The sequence below is a fragment of the Microcystis sp. 49638_E5 genome (assembly GCF_021300285.1).
GTDB classification, from domain to species: domain Bacteria; phylum Cyanobacteriota; class Cyanobacteriia; order Cyanobacteriales; family Microcystaceae; genus Microcystis; species Microcystis aeruginosa_C.
Genome location: NZ_JAJTDH010000037.1, coordinates 1 through 15,145, shown reverse-complemented (window position 1 = coordinate 15,145; position 15,145 = coordinate 1). Strand labels below are relative to the sequence as shown.

Sequence of the window (15,145 nt, the reverse complement as noted above, 5' to 3'; positions counted from 1 at the left end):
CTATGCAACAAGGTGATTTAATCGAGATCGAGATTACCGACCTCAACCATACGGGCGAAGGTGTGGGAAAATACCGAGGACAGGTGATTTTTGTGCCAGATACGGTTATTGGCGATCGCATTCAAACTCGCATCACCTATATCAAAAAAAGTCATGCGATCGGCAAACTACAAACTATTCTACAAGCTTCTCCCCATCGTATCCGTCCCCGCTGCATCGTTGCCGATAAATGTGGTGGCTGTCAATGGCAACACATCGAGGATCAATTTCAGCTGCAGGTCAAAAAAGAGCAAGTACAAGAGGTATTAACCAGAATTGGTGGTTTTACCGATCCTTTGGTTTATCCTCCCCTCACCGGTAATTCTCCCCTCGCTTATCGCAATAAAGCTACCTATCCCCTCGGATTTTCCCCCACCGGCAACGTGCAAGCGGGTTATTATCGTCGCGGCAGCCATCATCTGATTAATCTCAATCAATGTCCGATTCAAGATCAGGCTTTAAATCCGTTTCTGGCAGAGATAAAACGGGATATTCAGGAGCAAGGCTGGTCAATTTATGATGAAAAGACCCACCAAGGACAATTACGCCATTTATCCCTGAGAATTGGCCGCCACACCGGAGAAATTTTATTAACCCTGATTAGTAATGATCATAATTTACAGGGAATTGAGACACAGGCGCAGCAATGGCTGGCAAAATACGGCAATTTAGTCGGTGTAACCGTGAATTATAACCCCGAGCGAGGTAATGCTATTTTTGGCACTCAGACCACAACTATCGCCGGAAGGGACTATATTACCGAAAAGTTCGCCGGATTAACCTATCAATTGGCTGCCGATACCTTTTTTCAGGTTAATACAGAGGCTGCTGAAGCCTTATTTGCGGTTATTTGTCAGAAATTAGACCTTAAAGGTGAAGAAATTCTTATTGATGCCTACTGTGGCATCGGTACTTTTACTTTACCCCTCGCTAAACGGGTTAAAGAGGTGATTGGACTAGAATCCTATAGCTTTTCCCTCGATCGAGCCAAGATTAACGCCCAATTAAATAATATTACCAACACAACCTTTATTTTAGGGGCCGTAGAAAAAACTTTACCGCAACTGACAGTTAAACCCGATATTATTCTACTCGATCCGCCCCGCAAAGGTTGTGATCGCTCTGTCCTTGATAGTCTGTTACAGCTGCAAAGTCAACGCATTGTTTATATCAGTTGTCAAAGTGCAACTTTAGCCAGAGACTTGCAATATCTCTGTAAAACAGGCGATTATCAACTGCTAGAAGTGCAAACAGCTGATTTCTTTCCCCAAACTCCCCACGTCGAATGCGTCGCTTTTCTTAGACAAAAAACAGCGAATATGGTAGGATGAAATGGGAGGAAAACCCAGACACTTTAGCCGTTTATAGCTGAAAAGTCAATGGTTAAGAATTATAGCATATTAGTATCCGTTCCAGTCAACTACTTTTTTGATTAATTACCCGCTCAAAGTGGCCTTGATTCTCGATTGGTTTGTAGATCAATCATAAAAATATCTAATCAATCTCAGAGACAGAAAAGGGATAAAACATGACTCATTAGGTATGGCAATCAACTAGATCGACGGTTAAGAGACCTTAATCTTTCTGTAAGAGAACAGTCATTGAATATAAGCTAGAGGTAAAGTGCGTGATTGCTATTTCACTGCCAACAAGCAAACGAAGTTGGAACACCATGAGTTTCGCTTCCACCTTGTATCTTTGTCCGATTTTAGATTTATTGACCGCTAGTATTCCCGAAGAATTAGAACCAGAAATTAGATTAGGATTGCAAGAAGCTTTAGTTAATGCCGCTAAACACGGCAATCATCTCGATCCCAGCAAAACCGTGGTCGTTCACTTTTCCAGCAGTAAAGACGAGTATTCTTGGGTAATTACCGACGAAGGTTGTGGATTTACGCCAGGTTGTCACCATCATGGCTGTAGTTGCGATTGTCCCAATTTTCCCCCCGAAGAAGCGGAAAATGGCCGAGGACTGTGTATGTTATATCAAATCTTCGACCAAGTTCACTGGAATCAAACAGGAACCCAACTAAAACTTTCTAAACAAATTAAACAGGAACGCTGGTTGAATTAATGAGCATGACCGTGAGAAGGACAGGGAGGAGCAGAAATCGAGCGATCGAGCCAGCCTGTAGCCTGTTGTAGCCGAGGAAGTGCTTCTTCTGGCTGATTATCTAATAAAAACACCAAAGCCGTCCCTAATTGTTCAGCGGCCCGAGCATTACGGTTGGACTTCAGACGATGCCAGTCAATCGGTGCGATCGCCAAACGTTCCGCCAAAATCCGCGCCAATTCCAGGGTAGATAGATCATCAAGAGTCTGAGATGAGGAAGAGACAGGGGATGGAATCATAATCAAAAGGTCTCGTAAAACCGTAAAATCGTCTATAACTATAGTTTAGACGCAGGCAATCGGATCGAGTCCATGTCCTTAGAAGAAAACCCATACCCTAACGATGAATCGGCAGAATTTACCCAAGCAATTGCAGAAGTCGAAGCGGCGATCGCAACACTAAAAGACCGTTATCGACAGATCAAAGAAGCAGAACAGCAAAAAAAAGACCTAGAAGCACAATTTAGCCAAATAGAACCCCAATGGCGGGAAAATCCCCTACCTGAACTAGAAAAGGAATTGGTACAAATTCGCGAACAGATTCAAGAATTAGAGGTAATTTTAGAAAGCAATTTACTCAAAGAAGGGGAATTAAAGCGCCTATTCTGGGAAGGAATCCGTCGCGGACTGCTGGGGGAAGTTTTTTGGCAAATTGTCCGCTTTGGTGGTATTGGAGTCTTACTGGGTTGGATTCTGCGATCCTGCAGTGGGTGATGAACTGGTATCTAAATTATTTGTTAAGACGGCACTGGGGAGGAGAGAAGGATCTCTCTTGGATTTGGTGGGTAAAATGTATTCTGAGATACATTCCTCCTAGCGAGGGGGTGGAACGAACCACAAAGACACAAAGGACACAAAGATCGATCGATCATATAGTAAGTTAAACTTATCACACAGAACCTAGAAGAGGAGAGAAGGTAGCTTTTTTTCAGGGAATGCTCACCTAATACTGCTCACTGAAAAATCGCCTATCTCCCCATCTCTCTATTTCGGTAAAATTCGGCCAATAGTGCGATTTTCCGGGGTAAAAGTCTCTTTAGCCACCCGTTGAATATCGGCCGCGGTGACAGCATTATAAGCATCTAATTGGGCGAATAAATTACGCCAATCGCCGGTTTTTACCTCGTATTCAATCAAAGATCGCGCCATGCCCATGTTAGAATCAAGACCTCTTAATAGGGCTGCCCGTAGTTGATTTTTAACCCGTTCTAATTCCTGTTCCGAAACCGGTTCATTTTTCAATCTTTCCAATTCCAAATTCAAACCCTGCGCTACTTCCTCCAGGCTGACATTAGGAGCGCTCAGAGCATAGAATAACAGCAAATTCGGGTATTTATCCCCCGGAAAGCCGTTAAATCCCTGGGCAGCGAGGGCCAGTTGTTTGTCCTCCACTAAAGCTTTATACAGTCGCGAAGTTCTTCCTTCACTCATTAAAGTGGCGATAACCTCGTAAACCGCATGATCGGGATGATTGAGGGCGGGACGATGGTATCCTTCTAAATACCAAGGCTGCGAGGCTAATTTTAGGGTAATTTCCTTTGTTTTGGTTTGGTTCGGTTCCACTACCGTCACCTGTGGGGGTTTCGGTTTAGCGGGAAAACGACCAAAATAAACCTTAGCTAACTGTTTGACCTGTTCTGGGTCCACATCCCCGGCGATAGCTATGGTTAAATTACTGGCAGGATAAAATTTATCGAAAAAGTTTTGGATATCTGAGGGTTCCAGATTGCGAATATCTCGATCGTAGCCGATAACGGGACGTTTGTAGGGATGGACAGTATAAGCTTGATCGAGAAAAGCTTCGATTAATAGACCCAAGGGGCTATTATCCGTCCGCATCCGTCTTTCTTCCAGAATTACGTCTTTTTCTTTGTAAAATTCCCGTTGGAACACCGGTTCTAAAAATCTTTCCGATTCCAAAGACATCCATAATTCCAATTTATTCGACGGGAAACTGTAAAAATAGCTAGTTGCATCGCTGGAAGTGGTGGCATTTAAACCGACTCCTCCCTGAGTTTCGACGATTTGCCCGTATTCGTTGCGTTGGACGAATTTCTCGGACTCTGCCTTAGTTTTTTGAAATTCTTCCGTTAATTTAGCCACTTCTGCGCTTTTACCCGCTTTTTTGGCTGCTTGCAGTTCTTTGTCTATAGCTTCAAGGCGATCGAGGACTTTTTTCTCGCTAAGATAATCGCTAGTACCGATGGTTTTTGTGCCTTTAAAGGCTAAATGTTCCAAAAAGTGGGCAACTCCTGTTTTACCGTCTGGTTCATCGGCACCTCCCACATCCGCGTAGGTGACAAAGGAAATAACCGGGGCATCGCGATTTTCTAGGATAATAAATTTTAGTCCGTTATCGAGGCGAAATTCGGTAATTTTTTGTTGAAATTGCTTAAGGTAGGGGGTAATCGATTGTACATCGGCTGGTTGCTCTTTTGCTTGGGCAAAAAGGGGTGAGAAACTTCCAAAACCCCAAAACACAAGGAAAGCGACCCAAAAGCCGATTACAGCCCGATAATAGGGGTTATTTTTAATGATCATAGATAGTTTTATCAGGTGTCGTGGGAGCGAGAGATCGGCTCTCCCAGGTTTGGTAGGTAAAATGTATTCTAAGATACATTCCTCCTAGCGAGGGGGTGGAACGAACCACAAAGACACAAAGGACACAAAGATCGATCGATCATATTGTAAGTTAAACTTATCACACAGAACCTAGAAGAACCAGAGATTGATCGCTCTGTTCGATCTTAGCAGTCGATTGTTAGGAGAGGGGAGATGGGGCGCTTTTTTCAGTGTTGCCAAAGGCACGGCGTAGCCGTCCAGTAAACAGTAATCAGTTATCAGTTATCATTTCATTGTTTACTGTTCACTGTATCTCAACAGTAGAAGAATTTATATAACATCGTCAAGTTTATTACTGTTTGGGCGACTATCACTGCCCATCTAAAATGCCTCTGAGGGGGTTGCGGGCTTTTTCTTCTAATTCTTTACCTCGCACCCAAAGGACAGTACAAAATCCGAAGATAACTAGCCAAAATAGGGATATTGATTGCCATTCCCAAGATAGGCGATGATACAGAGCAAAAGAGGTAAACCCAAATACAATGGGAAACCAACAAAACCAGGGAAAAGCCAATATCGACAAGAATCGCACCCATCCTAAATCTGTTTTTTCTTTAGCCCGATACCAAATTCCCAAGCCCGAGCCGATAGCCGCAACCCCAGCCCCAGCCACAGCGCAAGCCACAGCCACAGCCACATCCCCAGCCACAGCCACAATCACAGGCACACTCACAGCCGCAGCCACAGGCACACCCACAGCCACAGCCACATCCCCAGCCCCAGCCGCAGCCCAAGCCACAGTCCCAACCGCAGCCACAGTCAGAAGCGCAGCCACAGCCCAAGCCACACCCACAGCCGCAGCCCAAGCCGCAGCCGCAACCCCCCTAGCCCCAGCCCCAGCCACAGCCCAAGCCACACCCACAGCCACAGCTAGAGGCACAGCCAAAGCCTTAGCCACACCCTTAGCCTCATACAAAGCTGTCACCCCTTCCCAAACTAGGTTTTTTCTGAGTAGTCGATACCATTCTTGGCAAAACGTCCAGGGTCCCAGTAAGCCCAATTGCATCAATAAAGTTGGCTCTGATAGCTCTGATTTTTCTTCTTTGGCTTTAAATTCTCGCCATAAAACTATTAAAAAAGACCAGACAACAACAATTGTGATTGCCATCAAGCCATTAACCCAACTTTTTGGCTGATTGAGCATAATAGCAAATATTTCAATTACAGATCCAAGAGAAAGCAAGAAGACAACAGTTAAAACAATTAGATATTCTCGGCCTTTTTTAAACTCATATTCTATTTTTTCAAAAAGATTGCGCCAGTCGTTTCTTGTGGGGCGGCGGTAGTTGATTAAGCGAAACAGTAAGGCAAATTTTAATTCAAGTGTCAGACTATTAAATAAATATAACCAACGCTGCTTTGGAGTGATTTTACTTAAAACTCGATCAACAAACTCTATTTTATTGTCTAAATTTTCAACTGTAACTGATTCCAATTCATTTTTTAAAGAACTTAATTGAGTCAGATTAATTTCATCTTGTAACTGAATCGCACATAAAGGAATGACTAACCGAGGATCGACTTCAAGAGTGATTGTGGGAATATCATCAGCAGAGCTTTCAATAATTGCAGCAGCAACTTTCTTGACAGTAGCAGAGAACTGAAAATTGCTTGAATTTTCAAAAGGTTGCCAAATCCAATTTAAGTCCGTTTCGATTACCTCTTGTGGCTGGCGCTTTTGTTTAACGGCTCGATTTTTTAGTCGGCGAATGAATCTGAATAGCATTAGTTTTCCTTCATGATAGAGTGCGATTGCGTTCAGCTTGACTATCTTCTAACTCCTTCAACAGTGCTGCAAGTCGAAAACTTACTTTTCCGCTTAAGTTCGGATCTTCCTGCAATCTTTCAAGTGCCTCAGCCGCTTCTGGTATGGCAATTTTAACTAAATCATCCATTGCTTCTATAGAGCCTTTTCGAGCTAAAGATTCTAGTTGATTAACTGCTAAACCTCCCATTCTGATCAACGCTTCTCGCACTTCTATAAAATGGGGTTGATTGGGATCATAGTAAATAACTAATTTTTCTACTGCTTGAGGCAAATTAGTGGCAGATAAGGCTTGAGCCGCTGCTTTTTGGCTGGCTGAATCATCTAAACTATCAACTAAAAAATTAAATAATGCTTTCCCTCTAGGACGAAAATCAGCCGCGACTGAGCCAAAAGCACTACAAATTGATTCATCGGTTCTCAATTGTGTCTTAAAATAATCTATAATCTCCTGAGCAACTTCTGCTTTTACTTCTTGAGCATCTGCTAGACATTCAAATGCTGTCAGTGCATCTTGTTGATATACCGCCGTAATTAAATCCGTACTATTGTTTGCCAATCCACACCATAACTTGACAATTTCTAGCCAGTCGCTAGGAGCATTTTGCCATTTTTGAATTAATTCATCTTGTTTGTCTGTTAAAGCTGCTGCTACGAAATATTCTTGTAGAGTGAGATGAGGAAAATAATAACGCTGTCCGCCATCAATGCGAAGCAATAATCCACTGCGTTTGACGATTTCATCAACGATAGAATTAGCCTCTTTATGCTCTAGATTTAATGAAGGTAAGACTTGTTTAACTTGTTCCCATACTTCAGAATCAAGAAGACTGCGGCGATCTTGCTGTTGTCGATTAGTGCTATTCTGAGCATAGAGTGCTAAATGTTGCAGAACTCGCCGCTTGTTGACACCACTATATTGATTAGATATATTTCTTTCTTGATCGCGCAATTCTAATAAAACATCAGTAGCTTTAGTGTAAAATTCGGCTCGCGAATGAGGTAAAACGAAGGGAGTATCAGTATAAAGATAAGCGATGATTGTTAACAGTAGGGGATTCCGCGCCAGTGCCATAATTTTCGGTTTAGCTCGCAAGTTTTGAATCAATTGTTCTACTGATTTCTCTGGCGGCATTTCCGACTTCCAAGCTTGCAAAAAGCGGCGCATTTGTTGATCACTAAATTCGTCAATCTCTAAAGTTTCCTCGGTATTATCGACAAACTCATTATGATAAACAGCCGTCCGACAGGTAATAATTACTCGACATTTTTTATAATTTTCTAATTCTAAAAAGTCCTTAAGACACCGAACAACAGAAGAGCGAACGCCACTACTAACCTCATCTAACCCATCTAAAAGCAGCAGCAAACGTCCGTCTTTTAAACCTTGAGAGATGAAACGATTAGCTTTGGGAAAATTATGGCGATCGCAAACTTCTACTAAATGTTGTTCTAACTTTTCTACTGTCAAATTAGCCTCATTGAGGCGGTTCAATTCTAGTAAAATTGGCACGGGACGATCGGATAAATTTTTGAATCGTCCTTCTGAATAGGAAAGTGCTAGATACTTTAATAACATCGACTTTCCCGAACCAGGCGCACCTTTAACCACTAAGCGGCGGTATTTTTGCACCGCATTTTCTGCTTCAATCAAAGAGCGATCGCTCGCTTTAAAAGCTTTTAAAGAAACATAAATCTCCCGCATTTCTAGGGGACGATGAGGACGAAAAGGTATATTAAGTTTTTGATATTTATTAATTAATGCTTGTCGATACTTTTTAAGAGCAATATTTTCAAATAAGGGTGTTCCAGCGAAGGTTTTATAAATCCATTTACTAATCGCTTCTAAAGACTGATTGAGCCATTTTTTTAAGGTATCACTAATAACATTCCACAAAATACCACCCAAAACAAGAATAACAAGCCCAGGTATCCAGGCAGGATATTTATTAATATCATATTGTTGTTCATAGATATCCCATAATTCATCCTGTGGAAAACAAGAAGCTTGAGAATTTACCTCTTTATACAAATTTAAAATATCACCAATTGTCTTTTTCTTTTTATCAGTATTAAAAAAGTTCAAACGGTCAGCTTCTGCATCTTTTTTTGCCCGATTTTGAATATCTCCCCTAAGTTGGTTACAGGGATTAGGTGCAGGAAGCTTTTTAGTAGAAACAGGCAAAATTGTCCCCCACGCGACTGAAATTGCCAGCGCTAGGACAAAAATCATCAATAACTGCTGCTTTTTCCAGTGAATAAACTTCATTGTCTGTACCGTTTCTTTGCCTTTTTCCCACATCCTGGCTACCAATATAACACTGATTTATACAGTATAGGCTACATATTAAGGAGAGGCACTCATGCACGAGGGGGAATAAATAATCAGTTTTTAATAACCAGATTCAGTATGATAACCGATGACTGATAACTGATAACTGATGACTGGGTTTTAGACAAAAAATCTCTCCCTAAAGAGGAGAGAAGTCAAAAAAAGCACGAATAACAATGGGGGGGAGGCGATTTTTATAGGTCGCCACCACGAAAAGCTAGTAGGAAAATGACAAAGGGGCCAGCTAACATGATTAGCGCCACGAAGGTGAGTTGAAAAATGGGTTCTAAATTGAGAGCCGCAAATAATTCCATGATGTCTCCTAACCTGTTTACAATGATTTAAAAGGCTAATCTGGTCAAAACCATTGTCTCTGGTCAAAACCATTGTCTATCATACAGGGGATGATTCGCTGGTTTTCCTGATTCGATACAAAAATACATAAAGTTTTGTTGCAATTCTGAATTTTCCCGCTTTCCTATTTCCTTCCCACCGAGGGACTATCTCAATGTTCAACTCTCTGGCCACATCTCCCGACTCGTTAACCCAAATTTACACTGGTTTTCAGGCACTCTCGGATCCCCTACGGCTGCAAATTTTGCAACTGTTGCGACATCAGGAATTATGCGTCTGTGAATTGCGCGATCATCTCGATATCGCCCAATCTAAATTATCTTTTCACCTAAAAACGCTAAAAGAAGCTAATTTAGTCCGCAGTCGTCAAGAGGGTCGTTGGATCTACTACAGCCTGAATCTATCTCAATTTCTTCTCCTAGAAGAATATCTATCCGAATATCGTCGTTTTAGTTCCCTCGTCCCCGCTCGTTTCTGCGAGGAAAATAAGTAACCAATCAAGATTTTTAGAAATATTAAAGCTTTATAACTAGCTTTTCCTCTTGACATATCAACTTTTTTTGAAATAATAAAGGTGGATTACCCAATCTCCCATTATTCTCTTTCCACCTTTGTGCGATGACTAATCAAATCAATCCTAAAGCCGCCAAAGCTGGCGGTAGCCTTAGTATTTTTGAAAAATACCTTACCCTTTGGGTTATTTTCTGTATTTTGGCGGGAATTGCCCTCGGTCGGTCATTTCCGGACGTAGCGCGGACTTTAGATGCCATGAGTATCTATAACGTTTCTATTCCGATCGCCATCTGTCTTTTCTTCATGATGTATCCGATCATGGTTAAGATCGACTTTTCTCAGGCTCTCCGGGCTGCCCGTACTCCCAAACCAGTTATTTTAACTTTAGTGGTTAATTGGCTGATCAAACCCTTTACCATGGTGGCGCTGGCTCAATTTTTTCTCGGCTGGCTGTTTCTGCCTTGGTTGAGTCAAACGGAGATTATCCGAGGACAGACGGTAAGTTTAGCTAGTTCCTACACTGCTGGAGCTATTTTACTAGGAATTGCTCCCTGTACGGCCATGGTTTTGATGTGGGGCTATCTTTCCTACAGTAACCAGGGTCATACCCTAATTATGGTAGCAGTCAATTCCCTAGCGATGCTTTTTCTCTACGCTCCTCTAGGTAAATGGTTACTGGCAGCTAATAATTTTGTAGTCCCCTGGCAGACCATTGTTTTTTCTGTGTTAATCTACGTTGGTTTACCGCTTATTGCCGGTATCTATAGCCGTCACTGGATTTTTAAACATAAAGGACGGGCCTGGTTTGAATCGCGTTTTCTTCACTATCTCAGTCCTGTGGCAATCACTGCCTTATTGTTAACCTTAATCCTCCTCTTTGCTTTCAAAGGCGATTTAATTGTTAGTAATCCCCTGCATATTTTCCTGATTGCTATTCCCCTCTTTATTCAAACTAATCTGATTTTTTTACTTAGTTATGTGGCCGCTCTCAAACTCAATTTAGTTTACGAAGATGCCGCTCCCGCTGCTTTAATTGGTGCTAGTAATCATTTCGAGGTAGCGATCGCCACTGCTGTGATGTTATTCGGATTGAATTCGGGGGCTGCTTTAGCGACAGTAGTGGGGGTATTGATTGAAGTACCTGTGATGTTAATGTTGGTAGAATTCTGTAAAAAAACCGCCTTTTGGTTTCCCAGAGATCCAGAAAAAGCCACCCTTCTTGATCCTCGTTGCTTGAGTTCTTACAAATAATTATTCACCATGATCCAATCGACTCACAAACCGAGAATTCTTTTTCTGTATGGCTCTTTGCGGCCACGTTCCTACAGTCGTTTACTAGCAGAAGAAGCGGCCAGAATTATCACTGAATATGGGGCAGAAGTGCGCTTTTTTGATCCCCGTGAATTGCCGATTTATGGCAGTGTTCCCGATACTCATGCCAAGGTGCAAGAATTACGAGAATTAAGTCAATGGTCTGAGGGTCAAGTCTGGTCATCTCCCGAACTTCACGGCAATATTAGCGGCATTATCAAAAACCAAATTGATTGGATTCCCTTAAGTATTGGTGCGGTTAGACCTACCCAAGGCCGCACCTTAGCAGTCATGCAAGTAAGCGGAGGTTCCCAATCTTTTAACGCGGTTAATACTCTGCGAATTCTTGGTCGTTGGATGCGAATGTTTACTATTCCTAATCAATCTTCGGTGGCTAAAGCTTATCAAGAGTTTCACGAGGATGGCACGATGAAAGATTCCCCCTATCGAGATCGAGTTATTGATGTAATGGAGGAACTTTATAAGTTTACCATTCTCCTGCGAGATCAGGTAGATTATCTGACTGATCGCTATAGTGAAAGGAAGGAAAAATCCGCCCAAGAAATAGCCACAATTGCCCATAAAGCTATTAATTAAATCAATTTCTAGGAGTTAAAATCATGAAAAAAGTTATGTTTGCCTGTAGAAAAAATTCCTGTCGTTCCCAAATCGCCGAAGGTTTCGCTAAAACTTTAGGTGCGGGTAAAATTGCCGTCACCAGTTCTGGATTAGAAGCGGCCAAAGTTCACCCCGGAGCAATCGCAGTTATGCAGGAAATTGGTATCGATATTACCGACCAAACTTCTAAACCAATTAGGGATTTTAATCCTGAAGATTATGATGCCGTTATCTCCCTATGTGGTTGCGGTGTCAATCTGCCGGAAGGATGGGTTTTACAGGAAATTTTCGAGGATTGGTTAATTGATGATCCCGATGGTCAACCTATCGAAACTTTTCGCCGAGTTCGCGATGAAATTAAGGCTAAAGTTGTGGGATTAATTGAACAGTTAAGTAGGTAGTTGTTAAAAGTTTTCAGATCCCCACCTTATCAAGGAGTTTGGGTAGGGTTGATTCATGAATCAACCCTACTATGAATCAACCCTACTATGAATCAACCCTAGGGGGGGCAGGGGGGATCAGAGGCAAAATCTATTTTTAATTTAATTATAACTACTTACTTAAGTTAATTTATCCCAAATTTTTGCGGCTCTCTTGTCGTTTGTGTGATCGATTTTAGTGATCGAATCTGTCTTCCTCTCTCTGTCCTTTGTGTCTCTGTGGTTTATCCCCAAGAGAGCCTTTTTTTCCAGTCTATCCCTTCGGTGAGAAAAATAATAAGGGGAACCACAGTTGATGAAGAATATCTTCATTAATCCGACGCACGGCTAACCATTCCAACATATTGGAACGATGGCAGGTAGCCACTGCGATGGCACTGATGTCATCTTCTTCCGCTGCCGTCAAAACTTCTAATACAGGTGTTCCTTGTCGCACTTGGCTCTGTACTTGCAAACCGAGTTTTTCTAGTCGCACTTGCACCGATTCTAATTCCCGACGGGCATCATTTAAACGAGATTCGGTGACACTGGGATCGCGACTGATATTTTCCACTACCCGGACGAGGAGACATTGCTCAAAAGAGCCGGGGGCGCGGGTTTGGGCGTATTTTTCCATCTGTTCAATTAGATAAATCGCGTCGGGACTGCCATCGTAGGGAATTAATAAATGTTTCCAGAGATGCTGACAGCGCAGGGCTAATTCATCGTGAGTATAAACTGATAATAATTGCGGTCGGAAAATCAGCAGCGGAATATCGGTAATACCTGCGATCGCTAAACTGGTACTACCGAATAATTTTTCTTGGACGGCACCGCGCATGGGATTTCCCATCAAAATCACGTCAATAGAGTGATGCGCGAGGATTTCCCGCACGGCATCCACGGGACGACGGTTAGAGATTTCCAGACTAACTGTCATACCGTCGGGAATATTTGCTAAAGCTGGGGATAATTTTTCTTTAGCCGCGTCAATTTTCGCTTGATCTACGGCAGCTAGGGTGGGTTGTTCCCAAACCGGAATACTGTGGAGGAAGATAACTTGTTTTAAGCCGCTCAGGGCTAAGTGTGGCACACAATGGACAAGACGATGGAGACCATCGAAAAGATCTGTACAGATCAAAGCGCGCTCGAACATAAATTAACCCCTAGCAATTCGGTTATTCTTCCCTAAGAATAGCTAAAAAGGTGAAGAAATGCGCCCCGCATCCCTAGCTCGTTTCCGCAGAAACCCAGCCGGAGAAAGAGGTCGCCCGCAGGGGTGAAATGAGTTATTGGGGGGCCCAGGGATTAGAATCTAGACCCCACTGGTGTTTGAGAAAAGCTTTGTACATATTTTCTCTGACCATCATTTGTTCGTAGAGCTTGATCAGGAAATCCTGCGCTTGCTCCTGACTCATTTTTTCTACCTGAGTCTGAAAAGAACGAATGTTGAACTGTTGTTCTAAGGAAAGTTCGATCGGTTGAGACATGGTGTTCCTCCTCGATGAAGACAGTGGTTGATAACAAGCGAGATGGGTGATCGGTATCACCTCTTTTCTTTAACTAATGTAACAAATACTTGACAAAGTGTCAATGTACCTGTAGAGAGGGTTTTGCTTTTTCCCTCCTGTTAGCTAGGATACCCCGCCGCCAAAAGGAAAGAAGCATATAATGATACATTTAGCAAGAGTTTTAATAAAATTTTGCTTACTGTGAACAAATACTTAAGTAGTTATACTTATTTTTCCCCAGGGCCGACCAGAGCGAGAGAAAATATTTGACAAATTGTGTAAAGATTCTGTAATAATCGAAGAGAGCGACATAAATCGGGTAAGTTGAATGATTAGCCCTGTTAACAGCTAAAAACGTAACCCCTAGATTCCGTTCCTCTCGTTGAAATCGTTAAGGATAGTCAAAATTGACGGACACAGCCGCTATCGTGCAGAAACTACAAGCTTATCGCTGGGAAACATCCTCCTTAGCTCTGTTTGCCTTAAAAAAATCAGCATACAGGCACGGAATGTCGCACAAGTTTTTACCTAAAATGTCGGATGAATGCCCCCGCTACATTTTTCGACAAGATACTCAGCTTTGCGGGGGATGAAATCCGACCAGAATATCAACCGCAGAGCATCGGTTTAATTCCACCATCTGTGGGTAAACTGTGTTATAATTAACTTAGCCAAGGGTCGAGGATTGTTAGATGCTAGTCGTAGAAGCAAAGCTAAAAAACGGAACACCAGAGCAATATCACCGGCTTGATGAAGCTATCAAAACTTCTCAGTTTGTGCGTAATTCTTGTGTTCGTTATTGGCGGTCCAATCAAGGGACAACCCGCAATGATCTCCAAAAACTTTGCGCGGTACTAGCTAATAATAAAGAGACACCATGGGTTAATAAATTAAACTCTCAAGCTCGTCAATCGGCTGCTGATAGAGCCTGGCAATCAATTACTAGGTTTTACCATAATTGTCATGCTAAGATACCGGGAAAAAAGGGGTTTCCTCGGTTCAAAAAACATAACCGTTCGGTTGAGTATAAACTAACGGGCTACAAACTATCAGATGATCGACGTAAAATCAAGTTCACTGATGGCTTTAAAGCAGGAGAATTTGATTTATGGTGTAGTCAAAAGACCTTAGTTTATTATTCAGAGCAACAGATTAGACGGGTAAGAGTTGTTAGACGTGCTGACGGTTATTATTGCCAGTTTCTGATTGACGTAGAACGGCAAGAATACCATAAACCGACGGGACAAATAACAGGAATTGACTTAGGGTTAAAAGAGTTTTATACTGACGCTCAAGGCAATACTGTAGAGAATCCACGTTATTTAAGAAAGTCAGAAAAACGACTGAAAAAAGCACAAAGGAGATTATCAAAACAATTTCGCAAAGGAAAGAAACAGTCTAACAACTATCACAAGCAACGGATAAAAGTAGCTAGGCTTCATCTTAAAGTATCAAGACAACGTAAAGACAAAGCAATTAAAGACGCTTTGGCGTTAGTCCAGTCTAATGATCTGGTAGTCTATGAAGCTTTAAAGGTAAGAAACTTAGT

15 protein-coding genes are annotated in these 15,145 nt (G+C 42.2%); 8 read left to right on the top strand and 7 right to left on the bottom strand.

Going from position 1 to position 15,145, the window contains the following annotated elements:
- Positions 1-2 precede the first annotated feature (2 nt).
- Positions 3-1,370, top strand: coding sequence for a 23S rRNA (uracil(1939)-C(5))-methyltransferase RlmD (gene rlmD / locus LW728_RS12310; protein WP_287766816.1), 1,368 nt, complete (start codon positions 3-5; stop codon positions 1,368-1,370).
- 341 nt (positions 1,371-1,711) lie between these two features.
- A complete protein-coding gene (locus LW728_RS12305) occupies positions 1,712-2,113 on the top strand; it encodes an ATP-binding protein (protein ID WP_002800661.1) in 402 nt (133 codons plus the stop codon).
- Here LW728_RS12305 and LW728_RS12300 read toward each other — a convergent pair.
- On the bottom strand, positions 2,110-2,391 hold the full coding sequence (locus tag LW728_RS12300) for a DUF6439 family protein (RefSeq protein ID WP_002800662.1): 282 nt from the start codon (positions 2,389-2,391) through the stop codon (positions 2,110-2,112). The genes LW728_RS12305 and LW728_RS12300 overlap by 4 nt on opposite strands.
- Positions 2,392-2,463: 72 nt before the next feature.
- Here LW728_RS12300 and LW728_RS12295 point away from each other — a divergent pair, with 72 nt between their 5' ends.
- Positions 2,464-2,865 carry a sll0565 family protein gene (locus LW728_RS12295; protein WP_287671536.1) on the top strand — a complete coding sequence of 134 codons (402 nt, stop codon included), beginning with the start codon at positions 2,464-2,466 and terminating at the stop codon, positions 2,863-2,865.
- A gap of 270 nt (positions 2,866-3,135) precedes the next feature.
- Here the strand turns inward: LW728_RS12295 and LW728_RS12290 are convergent, their stop codons facing one another.
- The 4 genes from LW728_RS12290 to psb30 form a co-directional block, all read right to left on the bottom strand.
- Positions 3,136-4,692, bottom strand: a complete 1,557-nt coding sequence (locus LW728_RS12290) for a M16 family metallopeptidase (protein WP_287766815.1) — start codon at positions 4,690-4,692, stop codon at positions 3,136-3,138.
- A 391-nt stretch (positions 4,693-5,083) separates the two neighbouring features.
- Positions 5,084-6,499 (bottom strand): hypothetical protein, encoded by a 1,416-nt coding sequence (locus tag LW728_RS12285; RefSeq protein WP_287766813.1) that lies wholly within the window; start codon positions 6,497-6,499, stop codon positions 5,084-5,086.
- Positions 6,500-6,509: 10 nt separating this feature from the next.
- Positions 6,510-8,840 carry an NACHT domain-containing protein gene (locus LW728_RS12280; RefSeq protein ID WP_288105266.1) on the bottom strand — a complete coding sequence of 777 codons (2,331 nt, stop codon included), beginning with the start codon at positions 8,838-8,840 and terminating at the stop codon, positions 6,510-6,512.
- Positions 8,841-9,064: 224 nt separating this feature from the next.
- Positions 9,065-9,184 carry a photosystem II reaction center protein Ycf12/Psb30 gene (gene psb30 / locus LW728_RS12275; protein ID WP_002736367.1) on the bottom strand — a complete coding sequence of 40 codons (120 nt, stop codon included), beginning with the start codon at positions 9,182-9,184 and terminating at the stop codon, positions 9,065-9,067.
- A gap of 194 nt (positions 9,185-9,378) precedes the next feature.
- On the opposite strand from psb30, the gene LW728_RS12270 reads away from it, so the two are divergent.
- The 4 genes from LW728_RS12270 to arsC all read left to right on the top strand — a co-directional run bounded on the left by LW728_RS12270 (position 9,379) and on the right by arsC (position 12,067).
- Positions 9,379-9,717 carry an ArsR/SmtB family transcription factor gene (locus tag LW728_RS12270; RefSeq protein ID WP_287766811.1) on the top strand — a complete coding sequence of 113 codons (339 nt, stop codon included), beginning with the start codon at positions 9,379-9,381 and terminating at the stop codon, positions 9,715-9,717.
- A 125-nt stretch (positions 9,718-9,842) separates the two neighbouring features.
- Positions 9,843-10,988 carry an ACR3 family arsenite efflux transporter gene (gene arsB, locus LW728_RS12265; protein WP_002737294.1) on the top strand — a complete coding sequence of 382 codons (1,146 nt, stop codon included), beginning with the start codon at positions 9,843-9,845 and terminating at the stop codon, positions 10,986-10,988.
- 9 nt (positions 10,989-10,997) lie between these two features.
- Positions 10,998-11,645: an arsenical resistance protein ArsH gene (gene arsH, locus LW728_RS12260; protein WP_287766810.1), complete on the top strand. Its 648-nt coding sequence runs from the start codon at positions 10,998-11,000 to the stop codon at positions 11,643-11,645.
- 23 nt (positions 11,646-11,668) lie between these two features.
- The gene (arsC, locus tag LW728_RS12255) at positions 11,669-12,067 is read left to right on the top strand and encodes an arsenate reductase, glutathione/glutaredoxin type (protein ID WP_002802325.1); all 399 of its coding nucleotides are present in this window, start codon (positions 11,669-11,671) and stop codon (positions 12,065-12,067) included.
- Positions 12,068-12,359: 292 nt separating this feature from the next.
- On the opposite strand, the gene LW728_RS12250 is transcribed toward arsC, so the two are convergent.
- Together LW728_RS12250 and LW728_RS12245 are read right to left on the bottom strand one after the other, a co-directional pair.
- Complete coding sequence (locus LW728_RS12250) at positions 12,360-13,241, bottom strand: universal stress protein (protein WP_287766809.1); 882 nt, start codon at positions 13,239-13,241, stop codon at positions 12,360-12,362.
- Between the two features lie 133 nt (positions 13,242-13,374).
- Positions 13,375-13,575 carry an NblA/ycf18 family protein gene (locus LW728_RS12245; RefSeq protein ID WP_002739006.1) on the bottom strand — a complete coding sequence of 67 codons (201 nt, stop codon included), beginning with the start codon at positions 13,573-13,575 and terminating at the stop codon, positions 13,375-13,377.
- 713 nt (positions 13,576-14,288) lie between these two features.
- On the opposite strand from LW728_RS12245, the gene LW728_RS12240 reads away from it, so the two are divergent.
- Positions 14,289-15,145, top strand: an 857-nt coding sequence (locus LW728_RS12240) for an RNA-guided endonuclease InsQ/TnpB family protein (RefSeq protein ID WP_287766807.1), incomplete at its 3' end; no start/stop codon positions are given.

Coding starts and splice junctions, on each gene's coding strand:
- rlmD (WP_287766816.1), top strand. CDS start 3: ATGCAACAAGGTGATTTAATCGAGATCGAGATTACCGACCTCAACCAT.
- LW728_RS12305 (WP_002800661.1), top strand. CDS start 1,712: ATGAGTTTCGCTTCCACCTTGTATCTTTGTCCGATTTTAGATTTATTG.
- LW728_RS12300 (WP_002800662.1), bottom strand. CDS start 2,391: ATGATTCCATCCCCTGTCTCTTCCTCATCTCAGACTCTTGATGATCTA.
- LW728_RS12295 (WP_287671536.1), top strand. CDS start 2,464: ATGTCCTTAGAAGAAAACCCATACCCTAACGATGAATCGGCAGAATTT.
- LW728_RS12290 (WP_287766815.1), bottom strand. CDS start 4,692: ATGATCATTAAAAATAACCCCTATTATCGGGCTGTAATCGGCTTTTGG.
- LW728_RS12285 (WP_287766813.1), bottom strand. CDS start 6,499: ATGCTATTCAGATTCATTCGCCGACTAAAAAATCGAGCCGTTAAACAA.
- LW728_RS12280 (WP_288105266.1), bottom strand. CDS start 8,840: ATGTGGGAAAAAGGCAAAGAAACGGTACAGACAATGAAGTTTATTCAC.
- psb30 (WP_002736367.1), bottom strand. CDS start 9,184: ATGGAATTATTTGCGGCTCTCAATTTAGAACCCATTTTTCAACTCACC.
- LW728_RS12270 (WP_287766811.1), top strand. CDS start 9,379: ATGTTCAACTCTCTGGCCACATCTCCCGACTCGTTAACCCAAATTTAC.
- arsB (WP_002737294.1), top strand. CDS start 9,843: ATGACTAATCAAATCAATCCTAAAGCCGCCAAAGCTGGCGGTAGCCTT.
- arsH (WP_287766810.1), top strand. CDS start 10,998: ATGATCCAATCGACTCACAAACCGAGAATTCTTTTTCTGTATGGCTCT.
- arsC (WP_002802325.1), top strand. CDS start 11,669: ATGAAAAAAGTTATGTTTGCCTGTAGAAAAAATTCCTGTCGTTCCCAA.
- LW728_RS12250 (WP_287766809.1), bottom strand. CDS start 13,241: ATGTTCGAGCGCGCTTTGATCTGTACAGATCTTTTCGATGGTCTCCAT.
- LW728_RS12245 (WP_002739006.1), bottom strand. CDS start 13,575: ATGTCTCAACCGATCGAACTTTCCTTAGAACAACAGTTCAACATTCGT.